Source organism: Allobosea sp. 47.2.35 (genome assembly GCF_024655635.1).
Lineage (GTDB): Bacteria > Pseudomonadota > Alphaproteobacteria > Rhizobiales > Beijerinckiaceae > Allobosea.
Genome location: NZ_JANLGI010000001.1, coordinates 447,435 through 464,443 on the forward strand (window position 1 = coordinate 447,435; position 17,009 = coordinate 464,443).

The 17,009-nt window shown below is 66.3% G+C and carries 18 protein-coding genes; 3 read left to right on the forward strand and 15 right to left on the reverse strand.

The genetic code is table 11. The features are described 5' to 3' along the window. Positions 1–498: 498 nt before the first annotated feature. Together NUV79_RS02315 and NUV79_RS02320 are read right to left on the reverse strand one after the other, a co-directional pair. Positions 499–1,707 (reverse strand): aminotransferase class V-fold PLP-dependent enzyme, encoded by a 1,209-nt coding sequence (locus NUV79_RS02315; RefSeq protein WP_257731454.1) that lies wholly within the window; start codon positions 1,705–1,707, stop codon positions 499–501. Beyond that, a complete protein-coding gene (locus NUV79_RS02320; protein ID WP_257731455.1) occupies positions 1,704–2,171 on the reverse strand; it encodes a RidA family protein in 468 nt (155 codons plus the stop codon). Before NUV79_RS02320 ends, NUV79_RS02315 begins: the two co-directional genes overlap by 4 nt. A gap of 143 nt (positions 2,172–2,314) precedes the next feature. Between NUV79_RS02320 and gcvA the strand changes: the two genes are divergently transcribed. From gcvA to NUV79_RS02335, 3 genes are all read left to right on the forward strand, one after another. Then, complete coding sequence (gene gcvA, locus NUV79_RS02325) at positions 2,315–3,205, forward strand: transcriptional regulator GcvA (RefSeq protein WP_257731456.1); 891 nt, start codon at positions 2,315–2,317, stop codon at positions 3,203–3,205. A 184-nt stretch (positions 3,206–3,389) separates the two neighbouring features. Then, positions 3,390–4,088, forward strand: a complete 699-nt coding sequence (locus tag NUV79_RS02330; protein ID WP_257731457.1) for a TlpA disulfide reductase family protein — start codon at positions 3,390–3,392, stop codon at positions 4,086–4,088. Then, entirely contained in the window at positions 4,085–5,182 is a 1,098-nt protein-coding gene (locus NUV79_RS02335; protein ID WP_257731458.1) for a transglutaminase-like domain-containing protein, read from the forward strand. The genes NUV79_RS02330 and NUV79_RS02335 overlap by 4 nt, the downstream gene beginning before the upstream one ends. A gap of 67 nt (positions 5,183–5,249) precedes the next feature. Here the strand turns inward: NUV79_RS02335 and NUV79_RS02340 are convergent, their stop codons facing one another. The 13 genes from NUV79_RS02340 to NUV79_RS02400 form a co-directional block, all read right to left on the reverse strand. Continuing rightward, entirely contained in the window at positions 5,250–5,858 is a 609-nt protein-coding gene (locus NUV79_RS02340; RefSeq protein WP_257731459.1) for an invasion associated locus B family protein, read from the reverse strand. Then, complete coding sequence (locus NUV79_RS02345; RefSeq protein ID WP_257731460.1) at positions 5,855–6,283, reverse strand: globin family protein; 429 nt, start codon at positions 6,281–6,283, stop codon at positions 5,855–5,857. Before NUV79_RS02345 ends, NUV79_RS02340 begins: the two co-directional genes overlap by 4 nt. A 7-nt stretch (positions 6,284–6,290) precedes the next feature. Beyond that, positions 6,291–7,601: an autotransporter-associated beta strand repeat-containing protein gene (locus NUV79_RS02350; RefSeq protein ID WP_257731461.1), complete on the reverse strand. Its 1,311-nt coding sequence runs from the start codon at positions 7,599–7,601 to the stop codon at positions 6,291–6,293. A gap of 81 nt (positions 7,602–7,682) precedes the next feature. Further along, positions 7,683–8,225, reverse strand: a complete 543-nt coding sequence (locus tag NUV79_RS02355) for a hypothetical protein (RefSeq protein WP_257731462.1) — start codon at positions 8,223–8,225, stop codon at positions 7,683–7,685. A 223-nt stretch (positions 8,226–8,448) separates the two neighbouring features. Next, positions 8,449–9,453 (reverse strand): helix-turn-helix transcriptional regulator, encoded by a 1,005-nt coding sequence (locus NUV79_RS02360; RefSeq protein WP_257731463.1) that lies wholly within the window; start codon positions 9,451–9,453, stop codon positions 8,449–8,451. Positions 9,454–9,621: 168 nt separating this feature from the next. Continuing rightward, entirely contained in the window at positions 9,622–10,596 is a 975-nt protein-coding gene (locus NUV79_RS02365; protein ID WP_257731464.1) for a helix-turn-helix transcriptional regulator, read from the reverse strand. A gap of 121 nt (positions 10,597–10,717) precedes the next feature. Continuing rightward, positions 10,718–11,440 (reverse strand): amino acid ABC transporter ATP-binding protein, encoded by a 723-nt coding sequence (locus NUV79_RS02370; protein WP_374678703.1) that lies wholly within the window; start codon positions 11,438–11,440, stop codon positions 10,718–10,720. A gap of 127 nt (positions 11,441–11,567) precedes the next feature. Further along, positions 11,568–12,389 carry a transporter substrate-binding domain-containing protein gene (locus NUV79_RS02375; RefSeq protein WP_257731465.1) on the reverse strand — a complete coding sequence of 274 codons (822 nt, stop codon included), beginning with the start codon at positions 12,387–12,389 and terminating at the stop codon, positions 11,568–11,570. 45 nt (positions 12,390–12,434) lie between these two features. Then, on the reverse strand, positions 12,435–13,085 hold the full coding sequence (locus tag NUV79_RS02380) for an amino acid ABC transporter permease (RefSeq protein WP_257731466.1): 651 nt from the start codon (positions 13,083–13,085) through the stop codon (positions 12,435–12,437). 9 nt (positions 13,086–13,094) lie between these two features. Then, positions 13,095–13,763, reverse strand: coding sequence for an amino acid ABC transporter permease (locus NUV79_RS02385; protein WP_257731467.1), 669 nt, complete (start codon positions 13,761–13,763; stop codon positions 13,095–13,097). Between the two features lie 112 nt (positions 13,764–13,875). Further along, entirely contained in the window at positions 13,876–14,637 is a 762-nt protein-coding gene (locus NUV79_RS02390) for a 3-ketoacyl-ACP reductase (RefSeq protein ID WP_257731468.1), read from the reverse strand. 1 nt (position 14,638) lies between these two features. After that, positions 14,639–15,412, reverse strand: coding sequence for an enoyl-CoA hydratase/isomerase family protein (locus tag NUV79_RS02395; protein WP_257731469.1), 774 nt, complete (start codon positions 15,410–15,412; stop codon positions 14,639–14,641). After that, the gene (locus tag NUV79_RS02400; RefSeq protein WP_257731470.1) at positions 15,409–17,001 is read right to left on the reverse strand and encodes an acyl CoA:acetate/3-ketoacid CoA transferase; all 1,593 of its coding nucleotides are present in this window, start codon (positions 16,999–17,001) and stop codon (positions 15,409–15,411) included. The genes NUV79_RS02395 and NUV79_RS02400 overlap by 4 nt, the downstream gene beginning before the upstream one ends. Positions 17,002–17,009: the final 8 nt, after the last annotated feature.

Sequence of the window (17,009 nt, forward strand, 5' to 3'; positions counted from 1 at the left end):
GTACCTAGTTTATTGGCTAGATAATAATCTGTTATTATATTACTTATTTATCTTGTCCTCTCCCCTTATACGAAGGGACCGAATCCGACGCGTCACAAGGCGGGTACGGGGGACTTTAATCAGCTTGTCCTTTTAGATGTCTGTACGGAAAAATCTGTCGGAAAAACGGCCCTTAAATCGATAGTTATTGACTACGAGGAATCGACTAGGACTCAGCCGTCGTCCGGAATGTGGACAGATAGATTTATCTGAGCCATATGGGTGTGACATTGTGCGTTCTTCATTCGTCGCAGTTCCTATAGTCAAAGGCGCTTCGAAACGGTGGTAGGCTCTCCGGCCCGGCCCACCATTCCGTTTCAGATCAATGCCTTAGCCAGAGGATTGTGCCGGTGGGACATTTTGGTCCTCAATCCGGTCTGTTTGCGGCGTTCCAAAAGCGGCAGCCTGAGTCTGCTCTGGACGGCTCGCCGCCTGCGCATCGATGATCGCCCCGGGTGGCTAGTTGCTCGCGCTTGACCGGGCTTCGGCAGCCAAGCCGGCGACGGCCTCGATCAAGCGAGCGATGTCGCCTTCGCTCGTGAGATAGCTGACCGATGCACGTACGATTCCGGCAAGCCCGCGCGCCTGCATGTCGAAGGGCGTATAGGCCGGCCCGTTGGCGCCGACCGCAACCCCCAGCGTTGCCAGGCGGTTCTTGACCTCGTTCGCGTCGAGATCGCGGATCGTGAACGAAATCAGGCCGGACCGTTCCTGTCCGAGGTCGCGGATCGTCACGCCGCCGATCGAAGCCAGCTCTGAGCGTATCCGGGTCGCGACGAGGTCGATCCAGGCGCGGATCGATGGGATACCGAGCGCCAATGCCTCGCGCAACGCGTTGCCAAGTCCAAGCAGCAGCGCGATGGGAGCCTCGCTGGTCTCGAAGATCCTGGCGTCGCGTCGCGGCGCGGGCCCCTGCGTCGTCCAGGGCGCGGAGAGGACGTCGTGGAAGACTGGCCTCAGTTGCGGCAGGAAAGACTGGCGAACATAGAGGATCGCCGTCCCGCGGGGTCCGCGAAGATGCTTCCGCCCGGCGCCTTTCAGCACGTCGCAGCCGATCGCCTCGACATCGACCGGGATTTGTCCGAGCGCCTGGCCAGCATCGACGAAATAGGGAATGCCGGCGGCGCGCGCGACCTGGCCGATTGCCGCCGCATCGTTGATCAATCCGCCGTTGGCGGGCAGCCATGTCAATGCGATCAGCCGGACGCGCTCGTCGAGCATCGCAGCGAGCGCCTGAGGATCGACCGAACCGTCTGCGCGGCAGGGAATGACCTCGATCCGGGCTCCGGTTCGATCGGCCGCGGCCTGCATCGTCGCGAGATTGCCGCCCCATTCCTGGCGACCGACGAGAAGGCGGTCGCCAGCACGCAACGGGGCGAGAGCCGAGAAAGCAAGGCCCCAGCCGGCCGAGCCGCTCGGCGTGAAGGCGATCTCTGCGATCGAGGCGTTCAAGAGGCGCGCCGCATCGGCCCTGGCCGCGTCCAGCCTGTCCTGCACGGCGGCTGCTGCCTCGTGCGGTCCGTGCGCAGCCTCCCGCTCCAGATGGCCGGTGATTGCAGCAAGGGTCGCGGCGGAGATCAGGGAGGCGCCGGCGTGATTGAAGTGGACGCTCGTCGCGCAGCCCGGTGTGGCGGCCCGCAGCGCCTCGATATCGAAACCGCTCGTCATGGCGAAACCGCGAGCTGGACAATCGCCTCGATCTCGACGCTGGCGCCGCGTGGCAGCGCGGCGACGCCGATGGCCGAGCGGGCATGGCGCCCGGCGTCGCCGAAAACCTGCACGAGCAGATCCGAGGCGCCGTTCGCAACCTGGGAATGTTCAGCGAAATCGGGCGTGCTGGCGATGAAGACGCCGAGCTTGAGCACCTGGGCGACGTCGGCCAGACGTCCCTCCGTCGCAGCCGCGATCTGGGCGATGACGTTGAGCGCGGCTGCGCTTGCGGCCGTGCACCCCTCTTCGACCGACAACTCGGCGCCGAGCCGTCCGCGGTGGATCCGCCCATCGTCCTGCGCGATCTGGCCTGAGATGAACAGGGTGGAGCCGGCCCGCGTCGCCGAGACATAGTTTGCGGCGGGAGCCGCGGAGGCCGGCAGTGCATATCCGAGAGCCCGCAGGCGGTCGGTGATCTTCATGGCGTCATCCTTTCGATGGGCAACGATGACGCCTGCGATCCCTGCTGACCAATTCGAAGCATCGCCCTGTTGCAATCGATCTGGCTCATGAGTCGGAGCTGCCTTAGAGACTCAAGGCATGCTCGCCGAAACGGTCTGACATCATGCGCTCCTCCGCCGATCTGCCGCCGCTTCATGCCTTGCGCGCCTTCGAAGCCGTGGGGCGGCTTCTGAGCTTTCGCCGCGCGGGGGAAGAACTGCTGATCACGCAGAGCGCGGTGAGCCACCATATCCGTGCCCTGGAGCAGTCGCTCGGCGTCGTGCTGTTCGTGCGTAAGGCCCGCGGCGTCGCGTTGACGGCGGCCGGCGAGCGCTATCTCGACAGCGTCTCGCGCGCCTTCTCCCTGGTCGCCGAGGGTACACGCGCGGTCCGTGCGGATGCGCCACGCCAGCGGTTGCGCGTCAGCCTGCTGCCGTCCTTCGCCGCGAACTGGCTATTGCCCCGGCTGGAAGCCTTCCGTGCCGCCAATCCGCAGATCGAGCTGGTGCTGGATCCGACGCTGCGCCGGGCCAGCCTCGAGACCGGAGAGGCCGACATCGCCATTCGCTTCGGAGAGGGTGACTGGCCTGGCTTGCGTTGCGAGCTTCTCGCCACCGAGCGGCTCATGCCGGTGATGAGTCCGGCATTGGCCGCGCGCAACCCGCTTGCTGCGCCCGAGGATATCCACGGCCACACGCTGCTGTTCAGCCAGCGCCCGACCGAGTGGGAGGTCTGGGCCAGGCAGATGGGCATCGAACTCGCCACCGGCCGCAGATTGCAGCTGACGGACTACAACATCGTTCTGCAAGCAGCGGCGAACGGCCAGGGTATCGCGATGGGGCGAGGCCTCCTGGTTGCCGACTATCTCCGCCGCGGCGTCCTCGTCGCGCCGCTGCCGGAGCCGGTGACATCGCCTTTGCTCGGATACTGGTTGGTGTTACCCCGGAAAGCAGATGCCAACGCGGCGGCGACGGCGTTCACAGAATGGCTCAGGCGAGAGGTCGCCGGGGCCTGAGCGAAGCAATGATCTCGGTCACGAAACAACTGCTCGCGTTGCATTCGCCTGGAACGGAGCAGTGCACTGCCTTGACGTCTAGGACGATGGCACTTCAGTTCTGTCCGGCCCACCAATTTCTGCTTCGTTCACAAAGCCCTGAAACTATGACCGTCTTTGACCTAGCCTGATCTTGCGGCGAAGCATGCCACTGCCTCTCGGCTCAGCCGCTGTCGCTTTGCCTTCGTTCGTCTCATCAAAAGTCGAAATTGACGTTTCCCGAACCTTGCCCGCAAGATGCGGCGTGGCTGCCGTCAAGGCTCCCGAGTTTCGGGGCGCTCATCGACTGGGTTGCAGGCCGGAGCTGCTCCGGCGAATTCTGCTGGCCGCTGTCACGCTGCTGGCCGCCGGCACACCCAGTACGGCTGACGAATTCCGCCCATGGCCCGCCGAGACGGTGCCGGCGCTCGTGCTCAGCCAGCTCGACGGCCCCGGCATCGATCTCGCCGAATTTCGCGGCACCCCTGTCATCGTTCATTTCTTCGCCACCTGGTGCGCGCCCTGCATCGCGGAGATGGCATCGCTGAACGCGCTTGCCGCCGCGAGGAAGGGCAGCCCTGCCATCCTCGCGATCAGTGTCGGCGAGGTCGATGCGCGGGTGCGCAATTTCTTCCGCGATCGTCCCGTCGCCTTTCCGATCCTGCTCGACCGCGACCGCAGTGCGATGAAGACCTGGCAGGTCGAGGGCCTGCCGACGAGCTTCGTGCTCGATCGCGATCTCAGGCCTGCCTTCAAAGCCGATGAACCGCTCGACTGGACGAGCCCGCCGGTTGCGGCGGCGCTTGCGGCCTTGCCTGCCACACCACCGAAAAGCAACCGAGGGGAAAAGGAGACGCCGCCATGATCAGCCGTCGCGACATGTTGAAGACCGGTGCTTGCGCTGCAGCCGCTTTGGCACTCCCTCGTGCTGCCGATGCGCAGGCGGCGGCCTTCGCGCCGAAGCCCGGGGCCTGGCGTGATTTCGAGGTGGCGACGCGTCTCGATCTGCCGGCGAACGGCAAGGCCCAGGCCTGGATTCCACTGCCCTCGGTGCGGGAGGACGAGTGGATCAAGCCTGGCAAAAGCAGCTGGGAGACCAATGCGTTGTCCGCCGAGATCGTCCGGGATCCAAAATACGGTGCGGAGCTCCTGCACCTTGTCTTCAAGGATGGCGAGACCGCGCCCCGCGTCGAGGTCCGCAGCGGCTTCTCGCTGCGCGACCGGGCCGAGGACCTCGCGGCGAAATCCGCGGTGCCGGCGTTGGGAGAGAACGATCGCAAGCTCTATCTCGAGGCGACAGAGTTGATGCCGACCGATGGCATCGTCCGGGAGACCGCGGAGAAGGCGGCTGCCGGCAAGACGGGCGATCTCGACAGGGCGCGGGCGATCTATGAATGGGTCGTGGCGAACACCTTCCGCGATGCCAAGACCCGGGGATGCGGCACAGGCGACGTCGCCTCGATGCTGCGGACCGGCAACCTGAGCGGCAAATGCGCCGATCTGAACGCGCTCTATGTCGCGCTGGTCCGCAGCGTCGGCATCCCGGCCCGAGACATCTACGGCATCCGCGTCGCACCCTCGAAATTCGGCTACAAAAGCCTCGGGGCGGGGTCGGATGTCATCACCAAGGCCCAGCACTGCCGGGCGGAGATCTGGCTCGACGGTTATGGCTGGGTGGCTGCCGATCCTGCGGATGTCCGCAAGGTCGTGCTCGAGGAGCCCCCGGGAAACAATACGGTCGACGATCCGAAGGTCGTCGCGGCGCGGCAGGCGCTGTTCGGCGCCTGGGAAGGCAACTGGCTCGGCTACAATGTCGCGCACGACCTCGTCCTGCCGGGCTCAAGGCACAAGGTCGGATTCCTGATGTATCCGCAGGCGGAGGTCGCGGGAGCGCTGCTCGACTGCCTCGATCCGGATACGTTCAAATACGCGATCAGGTCGACCGAGCTGAGGGCCTGACTGCGTCTCGGGGGGAGCGCCGATCTTCGATGCGTCTTGCGCTGAGGCCGGCACGCAGCTTCCGGCCTCAGCGCGACAGCGCCATCACGCGATCGAGGGCGGTCGCGAAGCCCTGGAGCGAGATCGAGAACGGCGCGGCGGCGCCGCCATCGGCCGTCGCCTTGATCTTCAGCGCCGTGCCCGTTCGCAAGGCCGTGACCGTTGGTGCATCGAAGCTGACCGCGACGAGGCAGCCGTTCGGCAGGCAGGTGCGGAAGCGCATCGGCTGAGCCGTCAGCTTCTCGTCGATCTGGAAGGCGACGCCGGAATCGAGCGACAATCCGAAGGGCAGCACGAGCACGCCGGCGACGGCATGGCCCGCCGGCGCATTGAGCTCGATGGCGAGCACGCGCTGGCCATTCTGCTGCGCCTGGATCTGGCTGAGCACGCAGCGCTTGGCGCTGCCCTGCTGGGCGCAGACGACGCGCCAGTCCTTGTAGGTTTCGTTGAGGGCGGATGCGCCGCCGGGCAGCGCCGCTCCGGCGACCGTGGCCTGTCCTCCTGCGGGAGCCTGGGCGAGCTCGATGCGCGGCGTCTCCGGGGCAACGCCCCGGCCCGTGGCCGATGCGGCCGGGCTGAAGCCGGCAAGTGCCGCCAGGCCGATGGAACCGAGGATGCGAAGCGGGGAGCCGGTCATGCGATCGCCTTTCGGCCTTCGGCTTTCGAGGGCGCGAAAGCCGGTTCAGGACGTCCTTCGAGTGCGCGCTGCCAGGCCAGTTCGGCCTCGATCGTGAAACCGGCGCCGAGACTGCGCCTGAGCGTCCACAGCAGCGTCCCGGCCAGAGCCTGATAGTGAGGTTCGATCAGGCGGCCGATCCTGTGGGACCGGGAGAGTTCCTGCACGATCGGCAGGACTTCTCCGAAGTGCCGGGAATTCCCGAACATCAGCCTGAGCGTCAGGACGAGGCTGCGCTCCTGCGGTTCGAGCTCCAGGGCGAAGAGCCGATAGACCTCCGGGTAGGTTTCGAGCAGCCGGTTGGCGAACATCGCGTCCGCCTGCTCGGCGATCGGGAACAACGTCACGATATTCGTCAGGATGAGGGAGCGGGAACGATGATCCATGCAGTCCTCAGAACCTGACATTGAAGTTGGCCTTGGCGGAATGGTCGGCGAGGCCGGAGCCGAACTGGCCGCCATTTAGTCCCGCCCGAAGCGTACCGGCCGCCAGCGTGGTGCCGCCGGAATAGGTGTTGGCGCCGCGCAGTGTCTGCCGGTTGTCGCCTTCCTTGCGCAGCGAGCCCTGGCCGGTGATCAGGTTGCTGGAGCTGGTCGAGTAGTCCAGCCCTCCGCTGCCGTCGCGGCCGAGCGTCAGCTGCGCGCCATTGGCAAGTGCCACCTGGCCGGTGCCGATGACCTCGTAGATCTTCTCGTTGCCCTGGACGTTTAAGGTCGCGTTCCGGGAGACGATGATCGATGCCGTATCGGAGATGTTGCCGCCGAGCGGCGCGGCCGAGGTCAGGCTGCCGCGATTGAGGAAGATGCGGCCGACATCGACAGCGCCGCCGAGGACGAGTTCGCCGTTGCCGTCCTTGAACAGGTCGCCCCCGTTGCTGGCGATGTCGCCCATCAGCCGGCCTGTACCGCTGCCGACGGTGAAGACGGCGGTGGCTCCCGCTGCCAGATTGATGTCGTTCGCGAGCGAGATGGTATCGTTGAGCGCAAGCGTGCTGCCCAGCCCCTCGAAACGTAACGCGCCGGTGCCGAGCGCATTGGAATGCGCCACTGTCAGCAGCGAACTGGCGGCCAGGGTCGTGCCACCGGAATACGTATTGTTGCCGCCGAGGGTCTGGGTGCCGCTGCCTTGCAGGCGCAGGCCAAGCGCGCCCGCGCCGTCGGTGATCGCTCCGTTGAAATCGATGCTGTTCGTGATGGTCAAGGTGGCGGCGCCGGGGCCGTTATTGGTGATCGTGCCGGCGCTCACGCCGAGCTGGCCCAGGGTATGGACAGTCTGGCTGGTGCCGCCGAGATCGAACGTGCCGCCGGAGACGAACAGGCCGGTTCCTGACTGGCTGTAGAAGGTCCGGGCCGCATTGCTGCCGAAACGGACCACGCCGCCGGTCATGTCGAGAAAGTCGTAGCCGAGCGTGCCGACCATGCTGGTCGGCGCGAAGACGATGGTGCCGTTATTGGCCGAGGTATCGCCGAGGAAGAGATAACCGACGGCGGGGTCGCTATAGGTGACTGTGCCCTCGAAGACCGCGTTGACGCCGGCCTGGGTCCGGATCGAATCCGTCGCTCCGACCGTGATGGCATCCGTATAGGTGCCGCTCACGGTGTCGAGCACGGAGTTCGCCTGCACGGAGGGCGCAGCCAGCGTGCCGGCCGCGACGAGCGCGGTTGCCGAGAGGAGGTTCGTCCTGCGGAGAACATGGCTGCGCACGGGGCGCTTCGGGGAAGCAGTTTTCATCATGGGCCTTTGGGACAAGCGAGATGAGTGTCGGCCGGCGGTGATGGCCGGGCGTCAGTCGGAGCTGCTGTCGAGGACCGCCTTCAGGCGCGGCGCGAGCGGGCGAACGGTGTCGGCGAAGCGCGCGCCCTCGGCGCGGAACGCCAGCATCCGCGCGAATTCCACCCGGGGTGCCTGCAAGGCCTCCGCCTTCTGGGCCGCGTTCAACCCGACGAGGCCGCTCGCGCCGGCATCGAGCTTGGCGCGCAGCGCGTCGATCTCGCTCTGGGGTGCGAGCGCGGCGAGGCCGCGGAAGGTTTCGCTGACCGCGATCTTCCAGCTTTCGGCGGTGAAGCCCGCAGCCCGGATCAGGCCGCGCTCGGCGGAATCGCGCTCGAACCACTCGCCGACGATCTCCTCGTCATAGGCGAAGGAGCCGAAACCCGGCTGCAGCGCGGCGATGAGCTCCGCGACCTTGGCGACCTCGTCGCGCGTCAGGGCCACTGCGGGATCGGCGGCGAACAGGAAGCCGGCGCAGAGCACGGCAGACAGGAGACGGCGCTTCGGGCGGCGCGCGGCGGCGGCACCGTGCTTGCGGGCGCTTGAAATCGACAGCACTCGAAATCCCTTCCAAGGCCGAGAATGAAGGCTGTCGGCACGGCCCATTCGGCAAAGCGGAGCAGCGCTTTCGCGCAATTCGATCCGGACCTTAGGAAGAGGGTGGCTTGCCCGTCTGCGCGGGGAGCGAAGGGGCTTTGCAGGAAACGAACATCGCGCCGGGTATTTTTCAGGGAATGACGGTTCGTCAGCGGCAGACCGGCATCGCGCGCCTTCATCCGAGTCATTCCTCGCCTTTCGGGAGGGCGGCGCGGCGACTCAGGATATCCGCCCGGAACTCGGAAGGCGTGGCGTCGAAGCGCTTGCGGAACGCGCGGTTGAACGAGGAGACGTCGGAGAACCCGACATCATAGGCGATCGTGGTGATCGTGCTGGAGGCGAGGTCGCGCTCCTTCAGCAGGCGGATGGCGTGTTCGAGCCTCTGTCCGCGGACGAAGTCCGAAAACGTCGTCCCGGCATTCTCGAACAGGCGCTGGACATAGCGCACCGTGACGCCCTGGCGCCGTGCCACGGCCTCGATCTGCAGATCGCGATCACAGAGGCGTTCGAGGACGTCCTTCTGCACGAGCTTGAGGCGGGCGCCTGCGATACTGCTTTCGTTGCGTTCGGTCCCGCCGCGCACCACGCCGGCGAGGACCAGGGCCGTGAGATCGTAGACATGGCGCGCCGCCGCCTCGGCGACCTTGACCGAGCCTGGCGGATTGCGGCGCAGCAACGCGACATAGTCCTTCAGCAGCGACATGCCCTCCGTCGCCGCCGGGATCACGTAGCTCGCGTCGAGATCGATGCGGGGCGCGCGGGCGACCAGCAGCCGGCGGTCGAGCGAGACGAAATCGAAGGAGGTGGAGCGGCCGTGCCAGCATTCGTGGCAGGTGCCCTCGTTGACGAGCACGAGATCGCCCGCGCCGATCCTGATCGGCGGCTTGCCCGCGACCGAAATCTCGCGTTCGTCGTCCTGGATCGTCCAGACGTAGTTCTGCCGGCCGTCCTGCAACTGGTCGCGCGCCCGGATGCCACGCATCGGCGTGAAGCGGCCATGGGAGACGAGAAGCTCGCTGGGCAGCGCCATCGCTTCGAGATCGACGCGGATCGTGTCGTTGTCGGCGGGGAGCAGCCGCCGCCCGCTCCAGACATGCCGGGCCATGAAATCATGCAGGAAGGCCATCCGCTCGCCGCGCGGAATCTCTTCCGTCGATAGCCGCTGCATCGCAAACGGTGCGATCGTCATGCGAGGGCTCCGGCTTCGACGAAGTAGGAGCCATTCCCCCACCGTTCAGAGGGGGCGGACGCTATGGCGGGGGAGGATGGGCCGTCTCGGATCGCGGCGAACAGATTTTGCAGCCGGCGAACAAAGCAGCGGTTTTTCCGCGGCCGGATTGCAAAAGCCTAGCTTGAATCAGCCTTTCAGGGCGCTGGCCCTGACGTCGGAGGGCGTCGCCTCGAAGCGCCGCCGGAAGGCCCGGTTGAAGGAGGTGACGTCGGAGAAGCCGGCATCAAAGGCGATGGTCGTGATTGTACAGGAGGCGGGATCGCGCTCGCGAAGCATGCGAAAGGCGAGGTCCAACCTCTGGTCGCGCACGAAGTCCGAGAAGGTCGTTTTCTCTGTCTCGAACAGGCGCTGGACATAGCGCGGCGTGATGCCCTGGCGCCGGGCGACCGCCTCGATCCCGAGGCCGGGATCGGCAAGCCGCTCGAGGATATCCTTGCGCACGAGCTTCAGCCGCGCCGCCGCGATGCTGCGGGCATTGCGCTCGGCGCCGCCATGCACGAAGCCGTCGAGGACCAGGGCGGCGAGGTCGTAGACATGGCGGGAGGCGATCTCGCTCGCCTTGACCGATCCGGGCGGATGACGGCGCAGCATCTCGACATAGCCGGAGAGCAGCGACAGCGATGCCGATGCCGCCGGTATGACATAGCTCGCTTCCAGCGCGACGCGCGGTGCCAGGCTCGCCAGCCGCCGCTGGTCGAGAGAGAGCACGTCGACCGACATCGGCTTGCCCTGCCAGAACTCGAAGCAGACCGCCTCGTTCAGGAGCAGGACATCGCCGGCCGAGACCTTGACCATCCTGCCGCCATCGACGGCGACCTCGTGGTCCTCGTTATGGATCGTCAGCGGATAGTGCTCGCGGCCGTCCTGAAGCAGGCCGCGCGTCCGCGCGCCATGCATCGGCGCATAAAGGCCGCGGCCGACGGTCAGCCCGCCCGGCAGCATCATGGCTTCCATATCGATCCGGATATTGTCCCGGTCGGCCGGGCGGAATTCCAGCCCGCCGACATGGCGCGCGACGAAGTCGTGCACGAAGGCCATCTGTTCCCGGCGCGGGACATCATCCGTCCGCAGTCGCATCATCGGGAACGGGGCTGCCGTCACTGCGCTCTCTCGGTGATGATGGTCGGCCCAATTCCTCTATTATCGGATCGATTTCCGCACAAGCGGGGTCCATTCCAGGTTGCAGAGTGCGCGCAGCCTTCCCCGCACCGGAGACGGGCCGTCAGGCGTGGTGCAGGATCTGTCCGAGGAACTTGCGCGTGCGCTCGTTCTGCGGCGCCGAGAAGAACTGCTCCGGCGGCGCTATCTCGACGATCTCGCCGGCATCCATGAAGATCACGCGGTCGGCGACCTTGCGGGCGAAGCCCATCTCGTGGGTGACGCAGATCATGGTCATGCCGCTCTCGGCCAATTCTACCATCGTGTCGAGGACCTCGCTGACCATCTCGGGGTCGAGCGCCGAGGTCGGCTCGTCGAACAGCATGATCTTCGGGTTCATGCAGAGCGAACGGGCGATCGCGACGCGCTGCTGCTGCCCGCCCGAGAGCTGCACCGGGTATTTATGCGCCTGTTCGGGGATGTGGACGCGCTCCAGGATCTTGCGGGCCGTCACCTCGGCCTCGGCCTTGGGCGTGCCGCGCACCTTCATCGGCGCCAGCGTGCAGTTCTCCAGCACGGTCAGGTGCGGAAACAGGTTGAAGCTCTGGAACACCATGCCGATCTCGCGGCGGATGTCCTCGATGCCCTTGAGCTTGGCATGAACGGTGGTGCCGTCGATGACGATCTCGCCCTTCTGGTGCTCTTCGAGCTGGTTCAGGCAGCGGATCAGCGTCGACTTGCCCGAGCCCGAGGGGCCGCAGATGACGATGCGCTCGCCGCGCGAGACGGTGAGGTCGATATCGCGCAGGACATGGAAGTCGCCATAGAACTTGTCGACCTTGCGCATTTCGATGATCACGTCGCCGATCTCATGGTCGGTGGCGGACGGGGCTGTCGCGGACATCTGCAAAAACCGTTCTGGATGACAGTCGAAAGAGGTGCCCGGCGCGAAGCCGGGCACCCGTCAGGCATGATCAGAACTGCGGCATCGCCGGCAGCTTCGGCAGCGGGATGCCGAACCACTTCTGGTTGATCTTCGAGAGCTCGCCATTGGCCTCGATCTCGGCGATGAACTTGTTCGAGAACTCGGCCAGCGCCGTGTCGGCCTTGCGGAAGGCCATGCCGTTGGCCTGCTCGCGCAGCGTGATCTTCGGCTCGATATTGAGCTGCGGGTAGTCCTTGAGGAGCTGGGCGAGGATGGTGTTGCTTGCGCCCATCGCCTGGACCTGGCCGGAGATCAGGGCCTGCAGCGCGGTTGCATCGTCGTCGAAGCGCTTGAGCGGCGTGCCGGCCGGCGCGACGGCGCTGATCGCGGTGTCCTGGGTCGAGGCGCGCGCGACGCTGATCGTGACCGGCTTCAGGTCTTCCGCCGTCTTGATGTTCAGGCTCTTGGGGGCGAGCACGTAGATCGTCAGCGTGCTGTAGGGGTTGGAGAACAGCACCTGCTTCTGGCGCTCGGCGGTGATGCCGAAGGTGGCGATCAGCACGTCGACCTTGTTGGTCAGCAGATAGGGGATGCGGTTCGGGCCGGTGACCGGCACGAGCTCCAGCTTCACGCCGAGCGCCTTGGCCATCAGGGCGGCGACGTCGGCATCGTAGCCGGCCGGGTTCTGCTGGGCGTCGGTGCCGCCGAAGGGCGGGTAATCGGTCAGCACGCCGACTATCAGCTTGCCGCGTGACTTGATCTCGTCGGGCGTGGCGGCCTGGGCAGGCGCGGTGTTGAGAGCTGCGGCGGCGAGGCCGGCGAAGACGAGCGCGCCGAGGCTGCGGCGGCAAATCGATTTAAACAGTGACATGGGTCGTTCTCCTCTGAGGGTGGGCTTCGTGTTGCGTAGCCGCGCTCAGCGCGCGGCGACGAGGAGCTTTTGCTCCATTCGCTTGCTGTAGGCCGAGAGCGGCCGGCAGATGACGTAGTAGACCAGCGCCACCAGCGCGAAGATCGTGAAGGGCCGGAAGGTGGCGTTGTTGATGATCTGAGCCGCGCGCGTCAGCTCGACGAAGCCGATGATCGAGGCGAGCGAGGTGCCCTTGATCAACTGCACGAGGAAGCCGATCGTCGGCGGGATCGCGATGCGGATCGCCTGCGGGGCGATGATCAGCACCATCTTCGGGGCGTAGCGCAGGCCGAGCGAGGTCGCAGCCTCCCATTGCCCGCGCGGCACGACCTCGATGGCGCCGCGCCAGATCTCGCCGAGGAAGGCGCTGGCATGGAGCGAGAGGCCGAGCGCGGCCGCCGTCCAGGGATCGACCGACCAGCCGAACAGACCCGGCACGAAGAAAGCGAGGAAGAGCTGCATCAGCAGCGGCGTGCCCTGGAAGACCTTGATGTAGCCGGCCGAGGCGACCCTCAGCCATTTGTACTCGCCGGTGCGGGCGAGCGCGACCAGCGCGCCGCCGAGCGCCCCACCGAGGAAGGCGACGAGCGAGAGCAGCAGCGTCCAGCGCACCGCCATGAGGATGTAGATGATGTCGGGGGAGCCGAGTGTGCGCATCGTCTCACCTCACCGGGTTGGCTTGCGCAGGAAGCTGCGCTCGATGGCGGCGAAGACCGTCCAGAAGAAGACGGAAAGGCCGAGATACATGCAGGTGACGACGAAATAGACCTCGAAGCTGCGGAAGGTGCGCGACTGGATGTCGCCGGCCACCGCCGTCAGCTCGCTCGCCGCGATCGCCGAGCAGACGCTGGTGTTCAGCATCAGCAGGATGAACTGGCTGGTCAGCGAGGGGTAGATCGCCTGGATCGCGGGCTTCAGGATGATGTAGCGGAAGATCTGGAGCGGGCGCATGCCCAGCGACTTGCCGGCCTCGATCTGCCCCTTCTGGATGCTCTCGATGCCGGCGCGGATGATCTCGATGCCATAGGCGCCGACATTGACGACCAGCGCCAGCAGCGCCGCCGTGTTCGAGGTCATCTTCAGGCCGAGCGAGGGCAGGCCGAAATAGATCATGAAGATCTGGATCAGGAACGGCGTGTTGCGGATCAGCTCGATATATTCGTCGATGATCCAGACCAGCCATTTCGGGCCCGAGGTCTTGCCGAGCGCGCCGGCGACCGAGACCACCATGCCGATCGCCATCGCCAGCGCCGAGAGCACGAGCGAATTGAACAGACCCTGCAGCAATTCGGGCCAGGCCGCGAAGACGTCGGCGAAATCGAACTCATAGCTCATGCGGGCAGGCCCCTCCGGGGCTTCCGCTGCTCAACAGCCTGCATCGATCCTGTCCTCCGTGAGTATCCGGCCGGCTTGGCGCCCGCTTCTCGGTGTTGTCGGTCCAGTCTTGCTACAAACGTGGGATCAGCAAGCCGCCATCGACGTTGATGACTGTCCCCGTCGCATAGGCGAATTGCCCGCTGGTCAGGGCGGCGACCGCGGCCGCGACATCCTCGCCTTCGCCCCAGCGTCCGGCGGGGATCAGCCCGTCGGCGATGCGCGCATCGTATTTGGCGGCGACCTTGGCGGTCATGTCGGTGCGGATCACGCCCGGCCGGACCTCGAAGACCGGAATGCCCTCCGGCGCGAGCCTGACCGCCAGTGCCTTCGCCCACATCGAAAGCCCGAGCTTCGAGACGCAGTATTGCGCCCGGTCGATCGAGACGAGCTCGGTCGAGGCCGAGGTGATGAAGACGATGGCCGGCCGTTCCGGCCTGTCCGCCAGCATCGCCCTGGCGACTTCCTGACTCAGGAAGGCGGCGCCGCGCAGGTTGATGTCCATCACGAGGTCGAAGCTCTCCTCCGTGATCTCCAGCATGTCGCCGCGTATGGGCGCGCCGATGCCGGCATTGGAGACGAAGAGATCAAGTCGACCGAAACCGGCCTTCACGCCCGCGACGAGACCGGCATGGCTTGGGACGGCCGCGACATCGTGCTTGAAGAAGCGCGCCTTCGCGCCAGCCGCTTCGAACAGCCTCAACGCTTCGGTGACGGCCTCGTCCTCGGCGATATCGGTGAAGGCGATGTCGTGGCCGGCCTTGGCCAGCGCCACGCCGATGGCGCGGCCGATGCCGCGCCTTGCGCCGGTGATGAGGGCGACGGGACGCGTCATCTCATTCTCCCCGATAGGTCGGCGTGCGCTTCTGCTGGAAGGCTGCAACGCCTTCCTTCACGTCGTCGGTATAGGAGACGAGCGAGCTCGCCAGCGTCTCCATGATCGCGCCGCTATCCTCGTCCTCGGCGGCGTTGATGAGCTGCTTGACGATGAGGTTCGCGACCGGGCCGCGCTGGCAGATGCGCTCGGCCATGGCCTGTGCTGCCGCGAGCGCACCGCCCTTCTCGACGATCTGATCGACGATGCCGAGCGAAAGCGCCTGCTCGGCGGTGACGATCTCGCCGGTGAGCGCAAGGCGCCGCGCGACCTGCCCGCCAAGGCGCTTCACGAGACGCTGCGTGCCCGACCAGCCGGGGATCATGCCGAGCCCGGTCTCGGGCAGGCCGATCTTGGCCTGAACCTCGCAGACGCGGATATCGGCGGTGACGGCGAGTTCGAGCCCGCCGCCGAGCGCATGGCCGTTCATCGCGGCGATGACCGGCGGCTTCATCCGCGCCAGCTTGTCGAAGACGCGGTGGCCGGAGCGGACCCAGCCCTGGCCCATTTCCAGCGGAGACAATCCGCCCCAGGCGACGATGTCGCCGCCGGCGCAGAAGGCCTTGCCCTCAGCCGTCAGGATGACCGCGCGCACCGAGCGGTCGGCGTCGACGGCGTCGGCGAAACGGCCGAGCAGGCCGACCATGACATCGTCGAGCGCATTGAGTTTTTCCGGCCGGGCGAGCGTGATCGTCGCGATGCCGGCGGCAATGTCGAGGCGGACGGGGTCGCTCATGCCGCCCTCGCAGGGAGATCGAGGCCGATGAGGGCCTCATTGAACAGCGCGGCGTCCATCAGCTTCGGGGGCTTCGGCACCAGCAGCGGGAACTCGCTCTGGGCGAGGATGTCACGCTCCAGATCGACGCCCGGCGCGATCTCGGTGACGACGATGCCCTCGGCCGTCAGCTTCATCACGCAGCGCTCGGTGACATAGGTGATGTCCTGGCCCTGGGCGATCGCACGAGGGCCGGAGAAGGAGATGTGCTCGACTGCCTCGACCAGCTTCTTCACCTTGCCTTCCTTCTCGATGACGAGCTTGCCATCCGCGATCGCGAGCTTGGCGGCGGCGCTGAAATAGCCGGAGAAGACGATGCGCTTGGCCCGCGCGGTGATGTCGATGAAGCCGCCGGCCCCGGCGGTGACATGCGGACGCACGCCGAGCTTCGAGACGTTGACGCAGCCCTGCCGGTCGATCTGCAGGAAGGAGAGCAGCGACAGGTCGAAGCCCGCTCCCTGAAAGTAAGTGAACTGGTAGGGGGAGGGGACGATGGCTTCGGCATTGGAGGCGCAGCCGAACTGGAATTCGAGCAGCGGCACGCCGCCGACGGCGCCCTGCTCGATCACCCAGGTGACCGCGCCATGCTGGCCTTCCTCGATCAGGATGCGCGGGACATTGGCCGAGATGCCGAAGCCGATATTGACGGCGTCGCCATGGCGCAGTTCCTGCGCAACTCGGCGCGCGATGACCTTGGCGACGTCGAAGGCCGGGGTCTCGAAGCTCGACAGCGGCCGGCGCACCTCGCCGGAGATGGCGGGGTCGTAGACGGTCTGCGTCGTCTGCATCTGGTCGGGCGCGACCACGATCGCATCGACGAGGATGCCGGGCACGAAGACGGCCTGCGTGTTGAGGCTGCCGGCCTCGACCACGCGCTTCACCTGCGCGATGACGATGCCGCCATTGTTGCGCACTGCCAGCGCCTGATCGAGCGGGCCGAGCAGGCCGCCTTCATGCTCGTAGGAGAGGTTGCCGCGCTCGTCCGCCGTGGTGGCGCGGATGATTGCGACTTTCGGCACGATGCTGCGGAAATAGAGCCAGTCCTCGCCGTCGAATTCGACGCGCGACACGATCGGCTCGGCCATGGCGCGGGCGTTCATCGCGCAGCCCTGATGCGTCGGGTCGACGAAGGTCTCCATGCCGATCTTGGTCAGCACGCCCGGACGCTTCGCTGCGGCCTCGCGGTGCATGTCGAACAGGATGCCGCTCGGGATGTTGTAGGCCGGGATCTCGTTGCCCGTGACCATCTTCCAGATCGCGGGCGGCTCGGCCGAGGACGGGCCGGACGGGTAGGAGCCGCCCATGATCCGAGCCAGCAGGCCGGGCTTGGCGATGTGGTCGACGCCCTTGACGCCCCACATGTCGCCGGCCGCGATCGGATGCAGCGTCGTCAGGTTGCGCGGGTGGCCGGACGCATCGAAGCGCCGGCCGATCGCCGCCAGAACGGCATCGGGGCAGCCGAGGCCGGAGGAGGAGGAGACCGTGACGATCGCCTCGTCCGGGATCAGGGCGGCGGCTTCGTCGGCGGAGAGGATGCGGGGGAAGGCCATGGGTTACG